Genomic DNA, 17,187 nt, shown 5'->3' on the forward strand with positions numbered 1-17,187 from the left:
ACAACGCGGCGTGGGGGTACCCCCGGCCGAAGGCTGGGGGAGTGCCGTGCCGGGCGTCGCGAGCCGGTGAACCTTTCCGGTCACAGCACTAGCCGGCCTGCCGAACCCGCGCTCGCTCCCCACCGCCCTCCACCGTGTCCGGCTCGGACCTTGCCGCCGCCGCGGAGACGAGGGCGTGGAAGCGGCCGGAGGCCGGCCCGCCTGCTTCGGACGGCTCCACGTACCATCAGCGGGCCCGTTCTGTCAGCAAGGAGCCCCACACCCGTGACATCCGTCGTCGCGCCGTCCACGGCTGCCGCTCTGCTGGATCCGCGATGGCTGACCCGTACCGAGGACGGGACACGGCTGCCCGCGCTGCTGTGGTCGGCGGGCCCGGGATGGCGGATGATCAGCAACGCCGTGCTCGGCGGCGGCGTCGGAGAGCGCGGCTGGGTGCTCAACGCGCAGGTGGCCCACGGCTATCGGCGTACCGATCCCGAACGCCACCTCGCCGACCTGGCCGACGCGGCCGGACTGCACGGGACGGGGGTGGGCCTGATGACCGCCGCCGACGTCGCGGCCTACGGCCGCGGGGTCGACGACGGCGCCACCGCTGTGGCCACCGCGGGCGTCCGGGTGCACGGATGGGCCGCTGCCCCGGAACCGGTCACGTCCGGCCCGCAGGCGCCGGGCACGATCAACGTCGTCGCCGCGCTCCCGGTCGCGCTGTCGGACGCCGCACTGGTCAATGCCGTGATCACCGCGACCGAGGCCAAGGTCCAGGCGCTGCTGGAGGCGGGCTACGACTGCTCCGGCACTCCCACCGACGCCGTGTGCATAGCCGCCCGCACTCCGGGCGCCGGCGACGAGCTCCACGCCTTCGCCGGACCGCGCTCGCTGTGGGGCGCCCGCCTGGCGCGCGCCGTTCACCAGGCGGTGCGCGCGGCCACGCCTGTTCCTGGGGAGTGAGGAGCCCGGCGTGCCGCCGTCCCCGGGCAAGCACGGTGACGTCACTCAGCGGCACGCCGAGCCGACAATCCGGTGTTCCGGGGAAGGCCCCTACTTGTACGTGGCCACGCACCAGTTGGCGAAGTTCTTGAACGCCGCCTGGGTCGCCGGACCGGCCTGTCCGTCGATCGCGCCGCCGTAGCCCCAGCCGTTGTTCTTCAGGAAGCGCTGCAACGCCGAGACCGTGCCGCTTCCGACGACCCCGTCGATCGGGCCGGTGTAGCCGTGGTACGCCTTGAGGTGGCGCTGGAAGGCCTTCCAGCTCTCGGTACCCAGCTCCCCGTCGATCGAGCCGGTGTACCCCCATTCCGCCTTGAGCCAGCGCTGGACGCCCTTGGCCTGACTGGTGCTCAGGCCGAGGTTGACCACCGCGAGCGGCCTGACGGCCTGGGCGGTCGCCGCGTGCTTCGGGGCCGAGTCGGATGCCGCGAAGCCGGCGCTCGCCCCCGCCAGGCTGCCGGCGGCCAAGCCGACGAGTGCGGTGACACCGACGAGCGACCTTGCCAGGACTTTCCTGCGCATTCGTTTCTCCCCCTTGAGGTGATGAGACGGAAACCGCCACCGCTGACGCCTGGGCCGTCGACCGGGTGACTCGCAGCTCCGGGAACGGTGCGTCATCGATGCCGTTCGTGCCGCTTCAGCGTGCCATCGGCGTCCGGGCCGTTCATGAGCCGACAGCGCACTCCGCTTGGCGCAGAGCGCACTTTTCCGTGCCCCTGTGTCCGGGTGACACTCGTATGCACCGCGGCCAGGCTCGAGTCGCTCAGCCACCTCTGCCTCATTCGCAACCTGCAAGCGGCACACACGGGGGGACATTCATGCTGACCACAGTGCTGGACACTGCCCATCTCCCGCCCGCCGAACGATTGGCGGCCTGGGTGGAGACGACAGGGCTGGCCCTGGTGAGGACCCACACACGCTTCGCCGGTACCGACGGCAGAGGCAGCATCCAGACCATGACGCTCGGACCGGTACAGCTGGCGGTGGTGTCGTACGCGGCGCTGTCGTCGCAGCGCACGCCCCGGCTCATCCGGCAGTCGGACCCCGAGCAGTACCAGATCGCCCTGGTCACCCGCGGACGGCAGCGGATCGAACAGGCCGGGCGGCACGCCACCGCCGGCCCCGGCGACCTCGTCGTCTACGACAGCTCACGGCCGTTCCGCGCCTTCGCGGAATCGGGTCTGTGCGGAGCACAGTCCATCCTGCTGCAGTTCCCCAGGAGTCTGCTGCCGCTGCCCGAGACGACCGTGGCTCCCCTGTGCGGCACGCTGCTGTCCGGGCGGGTGGGCGCCGGACGGCTCCTGAGCCAGTTCCTGACCGGTCTGGTCGACACGCACGCGGACCTCGCCCCCGCCGTCGGCGTCCGGTTGGGGAACACGGCCGTAGAACTGGCGGCGGCTCAGCTCGCCCACCAAGCCGGGCGGGAGGCACTGCTTCCCCCCGAGTCACGGCGGCGGACCCTGTTCGAACAGGCCGGCGCGTTCATCACGGCCCGTCTGCACGACCCCGACCTGAACCCCCGCGTCGTAGCGTCGGCACACTTCATATCGACGCGCTACCTGCACCGGATCTTCCAGCAACAGGGCACCACCGTGCTCGACTTCCTCAGGCAGCAGCGCCTTGCCCGCTGCCGATGCGAACTCGCCGATCCCGGCATGAGCGGCGTTCCCATCGCCGCCATCGCCCTGCGCTGGGGATATCCGCGGCCGTCCGACTTCACCCGTGCCTTCCGCGCGGCCTTCGGCATGACCCCCAGCGAGTACCGCGCCATCAGCCTGCACACGAACCGTGCGCTCCAACTTCAGCCCGAATGAAACCACGTGGGGCCGACCCTCGGGGGTGCGGGGGTCGGCCGGCGCCGGTCAGTGAGCTGCCGGCCCGGGTCGTCCTTGAGGACGACGCCGAGCAGTGTCCTGCCCACGAAGGCGGCGACCGCCAACGCCCGGGTCGGACCGGCCCGGGCAGGTGTGCCTCAGCTGTCGAAGTCGACGGTCAGGGAGTCGGACACGGGGAACGTCTGGCAGGTCAGGACGTAGCCGGCGTCGACCTCGGAGGGCTCCAGCGCGTAGTTGCGGCGCATGTCGGCCTCGCCGTCGGTGACCAGCGCGCGGCAGGTGCCGCACACGCCGCCCTTGCAGGCGAAGGGCATGTCCGGGCGTACGCGCGTCGCCCCGTCCAGGATCGTCGTCTCGCGGGAGAGCGGGGACGTGGTGGAGCGGCCGTCGAGCGTGATGGTGACCTGGCTGACCGGGCCGTCGCCCGTGGCGTCCTCATGGCGGACCGCGCGGATCGGCTCGTCGTCGGCGAAGAACAGTTCCTGGTGGACGCGGTCCGCCGGGACGCCGAGGTCCCCGAGCAGCTTCTGCGCGTCGCGGACCATGCCGTGCGGACCGCACAGCCACCAGTGGTCCGCGCTCTTCACGTCGACGAGCCCGTCGATGAGCGCGGCCAGGCGCTCGGCGTCCAGGCGCCCCGAGAGGAGTTCGGCCTCGCGCGGTTCGCGGGACAGGACGTGCCCGAGCTGGAAGCGGGTGGGGTAGAGGTCCTTCAGGTCGGCGAGCTCGTCGGCGAACATCACCGTGTCGGTACGGCGGTTGCCGTAGAAGAGGGTGACCCGGGAGCGGGAGTCGGCGGCCAGCACGGACTCGGCGATGGACATCATCGGGGTGATGCCGGAGCCGGCGGCGATCAGGACGTGGTGGCCCGGTTCGGCGAGGTCGGGAGTGAAGGCGCCGGTGGGGGCCATCACCTCGATGGTGTCGCCGGGGCGGACCTCCTCCACCAGCCAGGAGGAGAACAGGCCGCCGGGCACCACGCGCACGCCGATGCGGGGTCGGGCGCCGACGGGGGAGCAGATGGAGTACGACCGGCGCTCGTCGCGCCCGTCGACCTCGCGGCGCAGCGTGAGCGACTGGCCGGGCCGGTAGGCGAACTCCTGCGCCAGCTCCTCGGGCACGTCGAAGCTGACGGCGACCGCGTCCGCGCACAGCGGCTGCACCGCGGCGACCCGCAGCGGGTGGAAGGCCGGACGGCGGCGCCGCCGCGCGGGGGCGGCGGACGCGTCGGTCTCCGCCGTCGTGGTGGTCGGGGCCATCAGATCTCCTTGACGTACTCGAACGGCTCAAGACAGCTGCGGCAGCGCCACAGTGCCTTGCAGGAGGTGGCGGCGAAGCGGGACGTCTCCTCGGTGTCCGACGACCCGCAGCGGGGGCACGCCACCGCCCGCCGGATGGCGGACAGCTCCAGCGGCACGGGGCCGCCGGAGCGCCGGGGCGCGCTGCCGGGAGGCGCGATGCCCGCCTCGGTGAGCTTGCGCCGGCCCTCGGCGGTGATCCAGTCCGTCGTCCACGGCGGGTCGAGGACGGTGCGGATCTCCACCCGCGCGAAACCGGCCGCACGCAGCCGCGCCGCCACGTCGGCGCGCATCTCCGCCATCGCGGGACAGCCGGAGTAGGTGGGGGTCAGCCCGGCGACCACCGTGCCGTCCGGCCGCAGCTCGACGGCGCGCAGCACGCCGAGGTCGGCCAGGGTGAGCATGGGCAGCTCCGGGTCCGGGACCTGCTCGGCCACGTGCCGCGCACGCCGCTCGTCCAGTGCGGTCACCATGTCGCCTCCGGGTGCGCGCGGGCCACGCTCTGCAACTCCTCCAGCAGCGGGGCCAGATGCTCGCTGTGGTCGCCTTCCCGGCCCTGACCGGGCAGCGCCTCGGCCTCGGGCGACTCCAGACCGGCGGCGTCGAGGACCTGCCCGAGCACGGCCGTCGTCTCCTCCCGCACGTCCGCCGGGTCGACGCCGAAGCCCGGTCGCGGCACGAAGAGTTCGGCCGTGTACGGGGCCACGGCGGCCAGCGCCGCCCGCATCCGCCGGTGGGACTCCTCCGTGCCGTCGCCCAGGCGCACCACCCAGTCCGCCGCGAACTGCCGGTGGTAGGCGAGTTCGTTGACGCCCTTGGCGGCGATCGCCCTCAGGACCGGGTCCTGCGTGGTGGCGGCGAGCCGCTGGAAGACGGCCAGGCGCCAGCAGGACAGGACCAGCAACCGGGTGACGGAGAACGCGAAGTCCCCGTTGGGGAGTTCGGCGAGCCGGACGTTGCGGAAGTCCGCCGCGTCCCGGAAGTAGGCGTAGGCGTCCTCGTCCCGGCCGGTGCCGTCGACCTGGCCGGCGCGTGCGTACAGCAGCCGTGCCTGGCCGAGCAGGTCGAGGCCGATGTTGGCCAGGGCGACCTCCTCCTCCAGCTCCGGGGCCCGGGTGCACCACTCGGCCAGGCGCTGCGCGCCGACCAGGGCGTCGTCGCCGAGGGCGAGGCAGTACGCGGCCAGCTCGGCGGGCTCGACCGTGTCCGGCACGGTGGTGTCGACGCCGTGCAGCGGGTCCTCGAAACCGGTGCCGAAGGCCCAGCGGGCGTCCGACTCCCCGTGGTCCTCGGCCAGGGACAGGTAGACGTGGTCGTCGCTCATGTCCGTCCTGCTCCTAGATGTGCGGGACATCGTCGGGGATGTCGTAGAAGGTGGGGTGCCGGTAGACCTTGTCGGCGCTGGGCGCGAAGAAGGGGTCCTTCTCGTCGCGGGTGGAGGCGGCTATGTGCTCCGAGCGCACCACCCAGATGCTCACGCCCTCGTTGCGCCGGGTGTACAGGTCGCGGGCGTGGCTGAGCGCCATGGTGTCGTCGGCCGCGTGCAGCGAGCCGACGTGCACGTGGTTCAGGCCGCGCTTGCCGCGGACGAACACCTCGTACAGCGGCCAGCTGTCCTTCGTCCCCTCGGTGTTGCTCATGCCGCCGTTCCTTCCTCGTTGTTCCGGGCGGCCCGCTTGGCCGCGTGGGCGGACGCCGCCTCACGCACCCAGGCACCGTCCTCGTGCGCGGCCTTCCGCCGTGCCACACGTTCCTCGTTGCACGGCCCGTCGCCGCTGATCACGCGCTTGAGCTCGGACCAGTCGGGGGTGCCGAAGTCGTGGCGACCGCGCTCCTCGTTCCAGCGCAGTTCGGGGTCGGGCAGGGTGACGCCCAGCTTGGCGGCCTGCGGGACGGTCATGTCGACGAAGCGCCGGCGCAGTTCGTCGTTGCTGTGCCGCTTGATCTTCCAGGCCATCGAGGCGGCGGAGTTGGGGGAGTCGCCGTCGGGCGGGCCGAACATCATCAGGGACGGCCACCACCAGCGGTCCACCGCGTCCTGCACCATCTCGCGCTGGGCGTCGGTGCCGCGCATCATCGTCATCAGCAGCTCGTAGCCCTGCCGCTGGTGGAACGACTCCTCCTTGCAGATCCGCACCATGGAGCGGGCGTAGGGGCCGTACGAACTGCGGCACAGCGGCACCTGGTTGCAGATCGCCGCGCCGTCGACGAACCAGCCGATCACGCCGACGTCCGCGAAGGTCGGCGTCGGGTAGTTGAAGATCGACGAGTACTTCTGCCGGCCCTCGATGAGGCGGTCGGTGAGGTCGGCGCGGTCGGCGCCCAGGGTCTCGGCCGCCGAGTACAGGTACAGGCCGTGCCCGGCCTCGTCCTGGACCTTCGCGAGGAGGATGGCCTTGCGGCGCAGCGAGGGGGCCCTGGTGATCCATTCGCCCTCGGGCTGCATCCCGATGATCTCCGAGTGGGCGTGCTGCGCGATCTGCCGGATCAGCGTCTTGCGGTAGCCCTCGGGCATCCAGTCCCGGGGCTCGATCCGCTGGTCCTTCGCGATCGTCGCGTCGAACTGCTCCTGGAGCCGCTGCTCCGCGCTGTCGCCGCTCGACACTGCGCCGTGTGACGTGGTCATCGATACCAGCTTCCCTACCGACCATTCGTTCGGGTAATAGTCTGTCGAATTTTCCCGGCCCCGGCAACCCCTGAATCCGGGATCGCCCCGACCGCACACGGCCGCCGGACGGTGCGAGGGCCGCCACCGCGTGCGGCGGCCCTCGCTCCGGCGGCCTTCTGCTCAGCGGCCTTCCGCTCAGCGGCCCTCGAAGGAGGGCCTCTCCTTGGCGAGGAAGGACCGCACGGCGCCGCGGTGGTCGTCGGTGGCGCCGAGGCGCTCCTGGGCCGCGGCCTCACGCTCCAGTACCGCGCTCAGCCCCGCCCCGGCCGCCGCGTACCGCAGCAGCGCCTTGACCTCGCCGTACGCGGCGGTGGGCCCCGCCGCCAGCCGCCGGGCCAGCGCCAGCCCCTCGGCCGCCGCCTGCCCGTCGGGCACGACCTGGTGCACCAGTCCCCACAGCTGTGCGTCCCCGGCGTCGAAGCGGTCGCCGAGCAGCATGAGGGCGGCGGCGCGCGACGGGCCGACCGCCTGGGCCAGCGACAGGCTCAGACCGCTGTCCGCGGCCAGTCCGATCCCGGTGAACGCGGTCGAGAAACGCGCGCCGTCCGACGCCACCCGCACGTCGGCGCACAGCGCGAGACCCAGTCCGGCCCCGACGCACGCGCCCTCCACCGCCACGACCACCGGCTGAGGCAGCGCGTGCAGCGCTTCCACCAGCGGGTTGTACTCGGCGCGCACCACGGCGAACGCCGATGCCGCGTCGCGCTCCAGGGCCTCGGCGTGCTCCTTGAGGTCCTGTCCGACGCAGAAGTTCCGGCCCTGGGCGGTCAGCAGCACCGCGCGGACCGGCTCGCCGCCCCCGTCGCCTGCCACCCGGCGGACGGCGGCCAGCAGCCCGGACCGCAGGGCCGCGTCGAGCGCGTTGCCCGCGGCGGGCCTGCGCAGTTCGACGACCGCGACGCCGTCCTCGACGCGGTAGCCGACCCCCTGCCCCGCCGCGTCGGGCGAGGCCGCCTCGGGCGGGGTCACTGCCATGTGTAGAACCCCTGTCCCGACTTGCGGCCCAGTTCGCCCCGGGCGACCTTGTCGCGCAGCAGCTGCGGCGGGGCGAACCGCTCCCCGAGCGTGGCGTGCAGGTACTCGGCGATGGCCAGGCGGACGTCGAGCCCTACCAGGTCGGTCAGGCGCAGCGGGCCCATGGGGTGCTTGTAGCCGAGGCTCATCGCGTCGTCGATCGCCTCCGGCTCCGCCACCCCCTCCTCGACCATGCGGATCGCCTCCAGGCCGAGCGCCAGGCCGAGACGGCTGCTGGCGAAGCCGGGGGAGTCCTTGACGACGACGTCCTTCTTGCCCAGTGCCCGGGTCCAGTCCAGGGCGGCCCGTACGACCTCGGGCGAGGTCTCCGGCGCCACGACGATCTCGATCAGTTCGGAGGCGGGCACGGGGTTGAAGAAGTGCATGCCCAGGAAGCGGCCCGGCACCTTCAGGGCCGCGGCCAGTTCGGTGACCGACAGGGAGCTGGTGTTGGTGGCCAGCACGGTCGTGTCGTCCACCGCCGCCTCGGCCGCGGCGAGCAGCCCGGCCTTCAGCGCCGCGTTCTCGGGCACGGCCTCGACGACCAGCCCGGTGCCCGGAGCCAGTCCGTCCACGGACTCGGCGGTCGTGACCCGGGCGAGCACCTGCTCGGCGGGCTCGGCCAGGCGGCCGCGCTCGGCGGCCCGCCGCAGCCCGGTGGCGATCCGGTCCACGGCGGCGGCCGCGGCCTGCGCGCCGCTCTCCACGACGGTCACCGACGAGCCGGCGGCCGCGAACGACTGCGCGATGCCGGCCCCCATCCGGCCGCCGCCGATCACACCGACGACGGCGGGCACGGTCGGACTGCTCATGCCTTGCTCCCGTTCTTCCTCGCCAGAAAACGCGTCATGCGGTCCTGCTTGTCCTGGCCCTCGAAGAGCACGGCCTGCGCCAGGTCGTCGGCGACCGGGTGCGCGCCGGGCGCGTCCACGACGAGCTTGGTCAGGCGCAGTGCGGTGGCCGAGGACCGCGCCATGCGGTCCAGCAGCGCGTGCGCCTCGTCCAGCAGCTTCTCCGCCGGTACGACGTCGATGACCAGACCCGCGGCCAGGGCCGCCCGGGCGTCCAGGTTCCGCCCGGCGAGCAGCACCTGCTTGGCGACCGACTCGCCGACCAGCTCCGGAAGCCGCCAGCACGCCCCGGCCGCCGCCAGGATGCCGAGCCCCGGCTCCGGATTGCCGAAGACGGCGTCGGGTCCCGCGATACGGATGTCGCAGGCGTAGGACAGCTCCGCCCCGCCGCCCAGCGCCCAGCCGTCGACGGCGGCCACGGTCGGCATGGGCAGCCTGCGCACCCGCTCGAACAGGCGGCTGTTGATTCCCTGAAGCGCCTCGTCCCGGCCCCGCCGCAGCAGCTCCGCGATGTCCGCGCCGCCCGCGAACACGTTGCCGTGGCCGGTGAGCAGCAGCAGCTTCGGATCGTCCTCCAACAGGTCGCACACCGCGTGCAGTTCACGGATCATGAGCCCGCTGATCGCGTTGCGCGCCTCGGGGCGGTGCAGGGTCACCACGACCCGGTCCTCGCGCTCCTCGACGAGCAGCGTCTCGTACGCGTCCCGGCTCATACCCGCTCCACCAGCATCGCCACGCCCTGTCCCACGCCCACGCACAGCGTCGCCAGGCCCCGGCGGGCGTCCTCGCGCTCCAGGCGACCGAGCAGTGTGAGCAGGATGCGGGCGCCCGAGCAGCCCAGCGGGTGGCCGAGCGCGATGGCGCCGCCGTCGGCGTTGACCTTGTCCTCGTCGAGCTTGAGCCGGCGTACGACGGCCAGCGCCTGCGCGGCGAAGGCCTCGTTGAGCTCGACGGCGTCCAGGTCGGCGGTCTGCCAGCCGGCCCGGCCCAGCGCCTTCTGCGTGGCGGGAACCGGGCCCAGGCCCATGAGGTTGGGCTGCACGCCGGCCGAGGCGGAGGTGACGACACGGGCGCGCGGGGTGAGCCCGTACCGGTCGACGGCCGCCGCGCTCGCCACGACCAGGGCCGCGGCCCCGTCGGACAGGGGGGAGGCCGAGCCCGCGGTGACGATGCCGTCCTTGCGGAAGATGGTGCGCAGGGAGCCCAGCTTCTCCAGCGTCGTCGACGGGCGCGGCCCCTCGTCGCGCTCCACCAGGCCGTCCTTCACCGGGACCGGGACGATCTCGCGGTCGAAGTGCCCTGCCTCCCGCGCGGCGACGGCCCGCCGGTGGCTGCGCAGCGCGAAGGCGTCGGAGTCGGCGCGGGTGATGCCGTCGAGGGCGGCGACCTCCTCGGCCGTCTCACCCATCGACAGGGTCGTCCTCACCGTCTCCGGACCGGCCCCGGCGGGCACCGCGCGGTCGGCGGCGGCGAAGCGCGGGTTGGTGAAGCGCCAGCCCAGGGACGTGTCGTGCACCTCGCCCGGCTTGGCCCACGGGGTGCCCGGCTTCTCCATCACCCACGGGGCGCGGGTCATCGACTCCACGCCGCCCGCGACGACGAGGTCGGCCTCGCCGGACCGGATCGCCTGGGCCGCCGAGGCGACCGCGGTCAGGCCCGAGGCGCACAGCCGGTTGACGGTGTAGCCGGGCACGGTGTGCGGGAGCCCGGCGAGCAGGACGGCCATGCGCGCCACGTCGCGGTTGTCCTCGCCGGCCTGGTTGGCCGCGCCCAGGATCACCTCGTCCACGGCCTCGGCCGGGATCGCGGCGCGGCGCACGGCCTCACCGACCACCAGCGCCGCCAGGTCGTCGGGGCGTACGGAGGCCAGGGCGCCGCCGTAGCGCCCCTGCGGGGTGCGGGCCCCGTCGATCAGATAGACCTCGTCAGGCATGGGTGCTCTCCTCGATGACGACGGGGCGGCGCGACTGGAGCGTCGCGAAGCGGCCGGTGACGAACGCGGGGTCGGACAGGGTGGCGCTGGCCGCGGGGTTGGCGGCGCTGCCGTGGAAGTCGCTGAACGCGGCGGACTGGTTGACGAAGACCTGGCCCGTGAGGTTCTCCGACAGGTGCACTCCCGCCTCCAGGGCCGCCGACTCGGCGGCGGCGAGGACCTCTTCGCTCGTGGAGTGCACGGCGGCGGTCAGCGCGCCGTGGGCGCGCACCGTCTCACGGAAGATCCGCAGGCTGTGCTCGGTGGAGTCGGTGGCGATCACGAAGGAGACGGGCCCGAACCACTCGCGGGTGTACGTCTCCTCGTCCGGCCCCGCGTCCAGGCGCGCCACCAGCGGCGTGCGGACGGTGGCCTCCGGGTGCTCGGGGTGCTCCACCGGTCGCGAGGCGTGCACCGTGGTGCCCACCGCCGCCGCCTTCTCCAGCCGGTCGAGCACGCCGTCGTTGACGATGGCGCCGAGCGTGCCGGCCGCCCGGTCCGGGTCGCCGAGCAGCTTGTCCAGCGCGGCGCCCAGGTCCGCGGCGAACTCGTCGGCGGTCCTGACGCCCTGGTCGGTGGCGATGCCGGCGCGGGGGATCAACAGGTTCTGCGGGGTGGTGCACATCTGGCCGCTGTAGAGGGACAGCGAGAAGGCGAGATTGCGCAGCAGCCCGCGGTAGTCGTCGGTGGAGTCCAGGACGACCGTGTTCAGGCCCGCCTTCTCGGTGTACACGGCGGCCTGGCGGGCGTGGGTCTCCAGCCAGTCGCCGAACTCCGTGGAGCCGGTGAAGTCGATGATGCGGACGTCCGGGTGGAGCGCGAGGAAGCCCGCGGTGCGCTCGCCGGGCTCCTCGGCGGCGAGGATCACGAGATTGGGGTCGAAGCCGGCCTCGGCGAGGACCTCGCGGGCGGTGCGCACGGTGAGCGCCAGCGGCAGCACGGCGCCCGGGTGCGGCTTGATCACCACGGGGTTGCCGGTGACCAGGCTGGCGAACAGACCCGGATAGCCGTTCCAGGTGGGGAAGGTGTTGCAGGCGATCAGCAGGGAGACACCGCGTCCGATCGGCGTGAACTTCTTGTCCATCATCAGCGCCCCGCCCTTGCGCTGGGGCTTGGTCCAGCGCGCCGAGCGCGGGTGCCGCTTCTGCTCCGCCCAGGCGTAGGCGACGGCTTCCAGGCCGCGGTCCTGAGCGTGCGGGCCGCCCGCCTGGAACGCCATGACGAAGGCCTGTCCGGTGGTGTGCTGCACGGCGTGCGCGTTCTCGAAACTGGCCGCGTTCAGCCGGGCCAGGATCTCGGCGGCGACACCGGCGCGTGCATCGGGGCCCGCGTCGCGCCAGGGACCCGTGGCGGCCTTGGCGGCCGCCACCGCCTCCTCGGGCGAGACCCGGGGGTAGCCGATGCCGAGGCCGAAGCCGTAGGGGGAGGTCTCGGCGGCCTGCACGGTCCCCTCCCCGGGGTGCCCGGGCAGCGCGAACGGCTTGCCCAACTGGTCCCGGAAAGCGGCCTCACCGAGCTTCGGGGCCTCCTCGCCGTACACCGACTTGCTGGGCGACTCCGGGTACGGAGTCCAGTGGTCCCGGCTCTCGGTGGCCGCGACCGCCGCCTCCAGCAGCTCACGGTGGCGGGCGAAGAAGTCGACGGGCTCGGGAGTGGTGTGGGGCATGCGGTCCACCTCTTGACAGGCAGCGGTGATGCTTGATTACTTGGCTTTGCCGACGCTAACCGAATGTTCGGTCGGTACACAAGGTGGTGGAAAACGTGACGCAGGCCACTGACGTCGAACCCGGTCCGGTCGAGACGATGTTCGCCGCGGACCTGGCTTCCCGGAATCTCGGCATCGAGCTGACGCACCACGGCGAAGGGACCGCCGAGGTGCGGATGACCGTGACGCCGGCAATGGTCAACGGGCATCGGATCGCCCACGGCGGCTATCTCTTCCTGCTCGCCGACACCGCGTTCGCCTGCGCCTGCAACAGTCACGGACCCGTGACGGTCGCGGCGGCGGCCGACATCGTCTTCATCGCCCCGGCCCACGAGGGCGACGTCCTCGTGGCGACGGCCTGCGAGCGCACCCGGTACGGCCGCAGCGGGATCTACGACGTGAGTGTCCGGCGGGGTGACGAGGTGATCGCGGAGTTCCGCGGGCGCAGCCGCAGCCTACGAAGCGAGAAGACGAAGGAGTCGCGATGAGCAGCGAAGTGACGGCCCCGGTGGATCAGGGGCCCCGGCTGGGACAGCCGCTCCCGGACGAGCTGCTGGACAGCGGCGAGCGCATGACCCGCGAGCAGCTCCGCGATGTACAGCTCAGCCGGCTCCGCGCGACCCTCCACCACGCCTACGACAACGTCGAGCTCTACCGGAAGAAGTTCGACGAGGCCGGCGTCACCCCCGAGGACTGCCGCTCCCTCGAGGACCTGGCCCGCTTCCCCTTCACCACCAAGGCCGACCTGCGCGACACCTACCCCTTCGGCATGTTCGCCGTCCCCATGTCCGAGGTCCGGCGCATCCACGCCTCCAGCGGCACCACCGGCCGCCCCACCGTGGTCGGCTACACCGAGAACGACCTGTCGACCTGGGCCGACCTCATCGCCCGCTCCATCCGCGCCGCGGGCGGCCGGCGGGGCCACAAGGTCCACATCTCCTACGGCTACGGCCTGTTCACCGGCGGCCTCGGCGCGCACTACGGTGCCGAGCGCGCCGGGTGCACCGTGATCCCCGCCTCCGGCGGCATGACCGCGCGCCAGGTGCAGATCATCCGGGACTTCGAGCCCGAGATCATCATGGTCACGCCCTCCTACATGCTGACCCTGCTCGACGAGTTCGAGCGGCAGGGCGTGGACCCGCGCACCAGCTCCCTCAAGGTCGGCATCTTCGGCGCCGAGCCCTGGACGGAGGCGATGCGCCGCGAAATAGAGGAGCGCATGGACATCCACGCCGTCGACATCTACGGACTGTCGGAGGTCATGGGCCCGGGTGTGGCGCAGGAGTGCGTGGAGACCAAGGACGGACTGCACGTCTGGGAGGACCACTTCTGTCCCGAGGTCGTCGACCCGATCACCGGTGAGGTGCTGCCCGACGGCGAGAGCGGCGAGCTGGTGTTCACCTCGCTGACGAAGGAAGCCCTGCCGATCATCCGCTACCGCACGCGTGACCTCACCCGCCTGCTGCCCGGCACCGCACGGCCCGCCTTCCGCCGTATCGAGAAGATCACCGGCCGCAGCGACGACATGATCATCCTGCGGGGTGTGAACGTCTTCCCGAGCCAGATCGAGGAGGTCGTGCTGCGCGTGCCCGACGTCGCCCCGCACTTCCAGATCCAGTTGACCCAGCGCGGCCGCATGGACCACATGACGGTCCACATCGAGGCCCGCCCCGGCGCGGGGCCGGAGCAGCGCGAGGCGGCCGCCCGGGCGATCGGCAAGGGCGTGAAGGACTCGGTCGGCATCAGCGTCGAGGTGTGCGTGGTCGATCCGGAGACCCTGGAGCGCTCGGTGGGCAAGATCCGCCGGGTCCGGGATCTGCGCCGGGGATGAGGCCCGGCCCCGGCCGCCGCGGCCGGTGGACACGACCACCGGTCGCGGCGTGAGGGTCAGGGCGCCAGGTTCTGCCCGAGATGGGCGCCGGCGGGTGTGCCCAGGGCGGTGTCGCGCAGGGCGACGGTCCGGGCGAGGCCGAAGCCGCTGCTGTTGACGGGCGCGTACAGCAGGAGGCCGTTGCCCCCGTCCTCGCCTTCCGCGCCGAAGACGAGCCCCGCGTATCCGTGGCCGGTCATGTCCGTCAGGGCGACGGAGGAACCGAACCGGTCGCCCGTCTCCGCCGCGTCCAGGATCCCGGGGGTGTCCTGGTTGAGGGCGAAGGAGCCGGTGGCCGTCAGACCGGACGCGGAACCCCGCAGCAGGGTGGCCTGCCCGGCGTCGCGGTGGTGGACGCCGTCACGGGTGAGGCCTTCTCCGGGGGCGCCTACCAGGACGTCCGCGTAGCCGTCGGCGTCGTGGTCCCCGACGGAGACCGCCTCGCCGAAGCCGTCACCGGCCCGGTCGGTGCCCGCCACGCCCACACCGTCCTGGTGGACGACCTTCATACCGCTGGTGGTGAGCCCGGTCGCCGCACCGCGGACCACGGTGACCTGACCCCCTGCCGCACCGCCCGATTCCGGGGCGTGGGGCTGGCCGATGACGAGGTCGTCGTACCCGTCGCCGTCGATGTCGCCCGCGGCGACGCAGCGGCCGCCCCGCACCGGGAGGGCGCCCCGCTTCGTCAGCCCGTGCGCGGAGCCCGCGAACCACGCCACGCGCCCGGTGCCGTCGGCGTCGGTGTACACGAGGGCGACGTCCGCGTAGCCGTCCCCGTTGAAGTCGCCGGTCGTGGCGTCCGGATGGGAGACCGGGCCCTTGGCGGTGGTCAGCGGTCCGGAGGTGGTGGCGCTCGCGGTCAGCCGTACGCTCCACATGCCGCCGTTGCCGGTGCCGGCCGCGAAGACGTCCGCGCGGCCGTCGCCGTCGAAGTCGCCGACGGCGACCGCCGAGCCGAACCGTGCCCCGGCCGGTGTGCCGCCGGAGGCGGTGTAGGAGAACCCCGAGTCCAGACCGGGCCCGTACAGGACGGTGACCGAGCCCCGGTCGGCGTGCCCGTGGTCGTCGTCCTTTCCGGGCACACCGATCGCGAGGTCGGCGTAGCCGTCGCCGTTGACGTCGCCCCACGCGGTCGCGGCGCCGAAGTTGTCGCCGGGCACGGAGGAGCCGGGGACCCCGGGGCTGTCCTGAGTGATCGTCACCTTCGAGGCCGCGGCCGGGCCGTCGAGGCCGCCCGGGATCACCGTCACGCCGCCGGCGCCGCCCGACACCCTGGGCGTACCGGCCGCCAGGTCGCCGGTGCCGTCGCGGTCGAAGTCGGAGGTGGGCGGCGCGTGCGAGATCCCCGGTCTCCCGGCCAGCTCGGCGATACGGGCGGCCTCCCCGACGGTCCCGCCGCCGGCACGGGCACCGCTGCCGGAACCCAGCGCGACCTTGCCGGCCGGGTCGATGCCGTACATTCCGAACTTCCACGCCACGATCCGCGCGATGGCGTTCCGCGCGGCCGGGCTCGGCTTTGCGGTCGTGAAGTCGCCGATGAAGGAGATGCCGACCGTGCCGGTGTTGGAACCGCGCTCGTGCGCGCCCACCACCGGCAGGTCCGCGCCGCCGCCGCGGCCCTCGAAGACCTGACCGCAGCGGTCGACGACGAAGTTGTAGCCGATGTCGTCGTAGCCGCGTGCGAGGTGCCCCTGCTGGAGGGTGCGCAGCCGGGCGCGGGACTGGGCACAGGAGAGCTCGTTGTCGCTGCCGGCCCCGGTGTCGTGGACGATCGCGGCCCGGATCCGCGTTCCGTACCTCGGCGTGCTGCCGTGTCCGGTCCAGGCTCCCCACTCCGCCTGGGTGATGACCGGCGGCCGCACCACCGTCGACGGGCGCGCGGCCGGGACGGTGCGTGGTGCGCCGACCGGCGCGGACCCGGTGACCGGCGCGGACTCGGTGACCGGCGCGGACTCGGTGATCGGGGCGGACTCGGTGATCGGGGCGGACCTGTCGGCCGGGGCGGACTCGGTGGACGCGGCGTCCTCGGACCCGGTCGTGCCCCCGGACCCCGTGCCGGGGTCCAGCAGCTTGACGTCCAGCCCTGCGGGCAGCCCCGTGGCGGGCGTGCCGTCGCCCCTGAGGACGCGCACCTCCACACCGTCCGCGTCACCGGTCCACACGGAGGCGGTGCCGCCCCGGACCCCGGCCCGCCGGGCCTCCGCCCCGTCGGCGGTCAACGGGTCGTCCGGCAGCCTCCGCCAGTCCGACCACTCGCCGGTCGCCACCGAGCGGGAGCGCAGTTCGGCGGTGCCGCCCAGTTCGGCGCGCGGGTCGTCCCAGGTCAGCAGCGCGGCGCTGAACCGCTCCGTGTCCCACTGCGGCAGCCCCTCGTGCCCCTCGCCCAGGTCTGCCGGCCGCAGCGTCTGCACGGACGGTATCCGCCCGTGACCCCGCGGCTGTGCGGGCGGAGACGCCACCGCGAAGGTGACGACTCCGGCCCCTGTCAGCACGGCGGCCCCGCCCGTCAGCCACACTCGCCGGTTCAGGCTCCGTAACGCGTTCGCCCGCCCAGTTCGGCGACCCACCATCCCACCCCAAGAAAGTCCGGCGTTCGGCACGCGTGTCACAGCTGTCACTAGCCAAGCGCACGGACCTCACCAGATGTCACACCCGCGGGTGCCGCCGTGCGCTCAGCCCTTGTGCTTGCCCAACTTGTCCACGGCGTCCTGTGCCTTGTCGACGACGGTGTCGATCGTGCTGCTGTGCTTGCCGCCGGTCTTGCCGTCGATGAACTCGCCGGCCTTCTCCAGTCCGTCGGAGATCTTGTCGCCGTGGGCTTCGGCGATGTCCTCGACCTTGCCCTTCAGGTTCTTCAGCTGGTCGAACATGCGTGTGCCGCTCCTCTACGGGGCTGTAGTAGCTCGGGACGCCATGATCTCACGACGCGGGCCCGGCACCTCGCGTCGAGGTGCCGGGCCCGTGACCCGAACGTGCCGGGGGGAGCG

Annotated in this window: 17 protein-coding genes; 4 read left to right on the forward strand and 13 right to left on the reverse strand. The window is 73.0% G+C overall.

Translation table 11 applies throughout. From position 1 onward, the window contains the following. The first annotated feature begins 264 nt into the window (after positions 1-264). Entirely contained in the window at positions 265-948 is a 684-nt protein-coding gene (locus ACIQMV_RS37215; protein WP_402597511.1) for an adenosylcobinamide amidohydrolase, read from the forward strand. Positions 949-1,038: 90 nt separating this feature from the next. Here ACIQMV_RS37215 and ACIQMV_RS37220 read toward each other — a convergent pair whose 3' ends face one another. Beyond that, on the reverse strand, positions 1,039-1,509 hold the full coding sequence (locus tag ACIQMV_RS37220) for a peptidoglycan-binding domain-containing protein (protein WP_402597512.1): 471 nt from the start codon (positions 1,507-1,509) through the stop codon (positions 1,039-1,041). Positions 1,510-1,805: 296 nt separating this feature from the next. Here ACIQMV_RS37220 and ACIQMV_RS37225 point away from each other — a divergent pair, with 296 nt between their 5' ends. Beyond that, positions 1,806-2,801, forward strand: coding sequence for a helix-turn-helix domain-containing protein (locus ACIQMV_RS37225; protein ID WP_402597514.1), 996 nt, complete (start codon positions 1,806-1,808; stop codon positions 2,799-2,801). A 158-nt stretch (positions 2,802-2,959) separates the two neighbouring features. Here the strand turns inward: ACIQMV_RS37225 and paaE are convergent, their stop codons facing one another. From paaE to paaN, 10 genes are all read right to left on the reverse strand, one after another. After that, a complete protein-coding gene (paaE, locus tag ACIQMV_RS37230; protein ID WP_402597516.1) occupies positions 2,960-4,081 on the reverse strand; it encodes a 1,2-phenylacetyl-CoA epoxidase subunit PaaE in 1,122 nt (373 codons plus the stop codon). After that, on the reverse strand, positions 4,081-4,593 hold the full coding sequence (gene paaD, locus ACIQMV_RS37235; RefSeq protein WP_141364782.1) for a 1,2-phenylacetyl-CoA epoxidase subunit PaaD: 513 nt from the start codon (positions 4,591-4,593) through the stop codon (positions 4,081-4,083). Before paaD ends, paaE begins: the two co-directional genes overlap by 1 nt. After that, a complete protein-coding gene (gene paaC / locus ACIQMV_RS37240; protein WP_402597517.1) occupies positions 4,587-5,444 on the reverse strand; it encodes a 1,2-phenylacetyl-CoA epoxidase subunit PaaC in 858 nt (285 codons plus the stop codon). The genes paaD and paaC overlap by 7 nt, the downstream gene beginning before the upstream one ends. A gap of 13 nt (positions 5,445-5,457) precedes the next feature. Further along, positions 5,458-5,760 carry a 1,2-phenylacetyl-CoA epoxidase subunit PaaB gene (gene paaB / locus ACIQMV_RS37245; protein ID WP_141364786.1) on the reverse strand — a complete coding sequence of 101 codons (303 nt, stop codon included), beginning with the start codon at positions 5,758-5,760 and terminating at the stop codon, positions 5,458-5,460. Beyond that, entirely contained in the window at positions 5,757-6,746 is a 990-nt protein-coding gene (gene paaA / locus ACIQMV_RS37250; protein WP_402597518.1) for a 1,2-phenylacetyl-CoA epoxidase subunit PaaA, read from the reverse strand. The genes paaB and paaA overlap by 4 nt, the downstream gene beginning before the upstream one ends. A 177-nt stretch (positions 6,747-6,923) precedes the next feature. Beyond that, the gene (locus ACIQMV_RS37255) at positions 6,924-7,763 is read right to left on the reverse strand and encodes an enoyl-CoA hydratase/isomerase family protein (RefSeq protein ID WP_402597519.1); all 840 of its coding nucleotides are present in this window, start codon (positions 7,761-7,763) and stop codon (positions 6,924-6,926) included. Continuing rightward, complete coding sequence (locus ACIQMV_RS37260; protein ID WP_401778082.1) at positions 7,754-8,614, reverse strand: 3-hydroxyacyl-CoA dehydrogenase family protein; 861 nt, start codon at positions 8,612-8,614, stop codon at positions 7,754-7,756. Before ACIQMV_RS37260 ends, ACIQMV_RS37255 begins: the two co-directional genes overlap by 10 nt. Then, on the reverse strand, positions 8,611-9,366 hold the full coding sequence (locus tag ACIQMV_RS37265; RefSeq protein ID WP_141364794.1) for an enoyl-CoA hydratase/isomerase family protein: 756 nt from the start codon (positions 9,364-9,366) through the stop codon (positions 8,611-8,613). The genes ACIQMV_RS37260 and ACIQMV_RS37265 overlap by 4 nt, the downstream gene beginning before the upstream one ends. Further along, positions 9,363-10,586, reverse strand: coding sequence for a thiolase family protein (locus tag ACIQMV_RS37270; RefSeq protein ID WP_402597521.1), 1,224 nt, complete (start codon positions 10,584-10,586; stop codon positions 9,363-9,365). The genes ACIQMV_RS37265 and ACIQMV_RS37270 overlap by 4 nt, the downstream gene beginning before the upstream one ends. Then, positions 10,579-12,291: a phenylacetic acid degradation protein PaaN gene (gene paaN, locus ACIQMV_RS37275; protein ID WP_402597523.1), complete on the reverse strand. Its 1,713-nt coding sequence runs from the start codon at positions 12,289-12,291 to the stop codon at positions 10,579-10,581. The genes ACIQMV_RS37270 and paaN overlap by 8 nt, the downstream gene beginning before the upstream one ends. Positions 12,292-12,386: 95 nt before the next feature. Here paaN and paaI point away from each other — a divergent pair, with 95 nt between their 5' ends. Together paaI and paaK are read left to right on the forward strand one after the other, a co-directional pair. After that, on the forward strand, positions 12,387-12,818 hold the full coding sequence (paaI, locus tag ACIQMV_RS37280) for a hydroxyphenylacetyl-CoA thioesterase PaaI (protein ID WP_253266302.1): 432 nt from the start codon (positions 12,387-12,389) through the stop codon (positions 12,816-12,818). Continuing rightward, positions 12,815-14,161, forward strand: a complete 1,347-nt coding sequence (gene paaK, locus ACIQMV_RS37285) for a phenylacetate--CoA ligase PaaK (protein ID WP_402597524.1) — start codon at positions 12,815-12,817, stop codon at positions 14,159-14,161. The genes paaI and paaK overlap by 4 nt, the downstream gene beginning before the upstream one ends. A 56-nt stretch (positions 14,162-14,217) precedes the next feature. On the opposite strand, the gene ACIQMV_RS37290 is transcribed toward paaK, so the two are convergent. Together ACIQMV_RS37290 and ACIQMV_RS37295 are read right to left on the reverse strand one after the other, a co-directional pair. After that, the gene (locus ACIQMV_RS37290) at positions 14,218-16,611 is read right to left on the reverse strand and encodes an FG-GAP-like repeat-containing protein (protein ID WP_402597525.1); all 2,394 of its coding nucleotides are present in this window, start codon (positions 16,609-16,611) and stop codon (positions 14,218-14,220) included. Between the two features lie 261 nt (positions 16,612-16,872). After that, complete coding sequence (locus tag ACIQMV_RS37295; protein ID WP_141364806.1) at positions 16,873-17,070, reverse strand: antitoxin; 198 nt, start codon at positions 17,068-17,070, stop codon at positions 16,873-16,875. Positions 17,071-17,187 lie beyond the last annotated feature (117 nt).

The organism is Streptomyces sp. NPDC091412 (genome assembly GCF_044756885.1).
Lineage (GTDB): Bacteria > Actinomycetota > Actinomycetes > Streptomycetales > Streptomycetaceae > Streptomyces.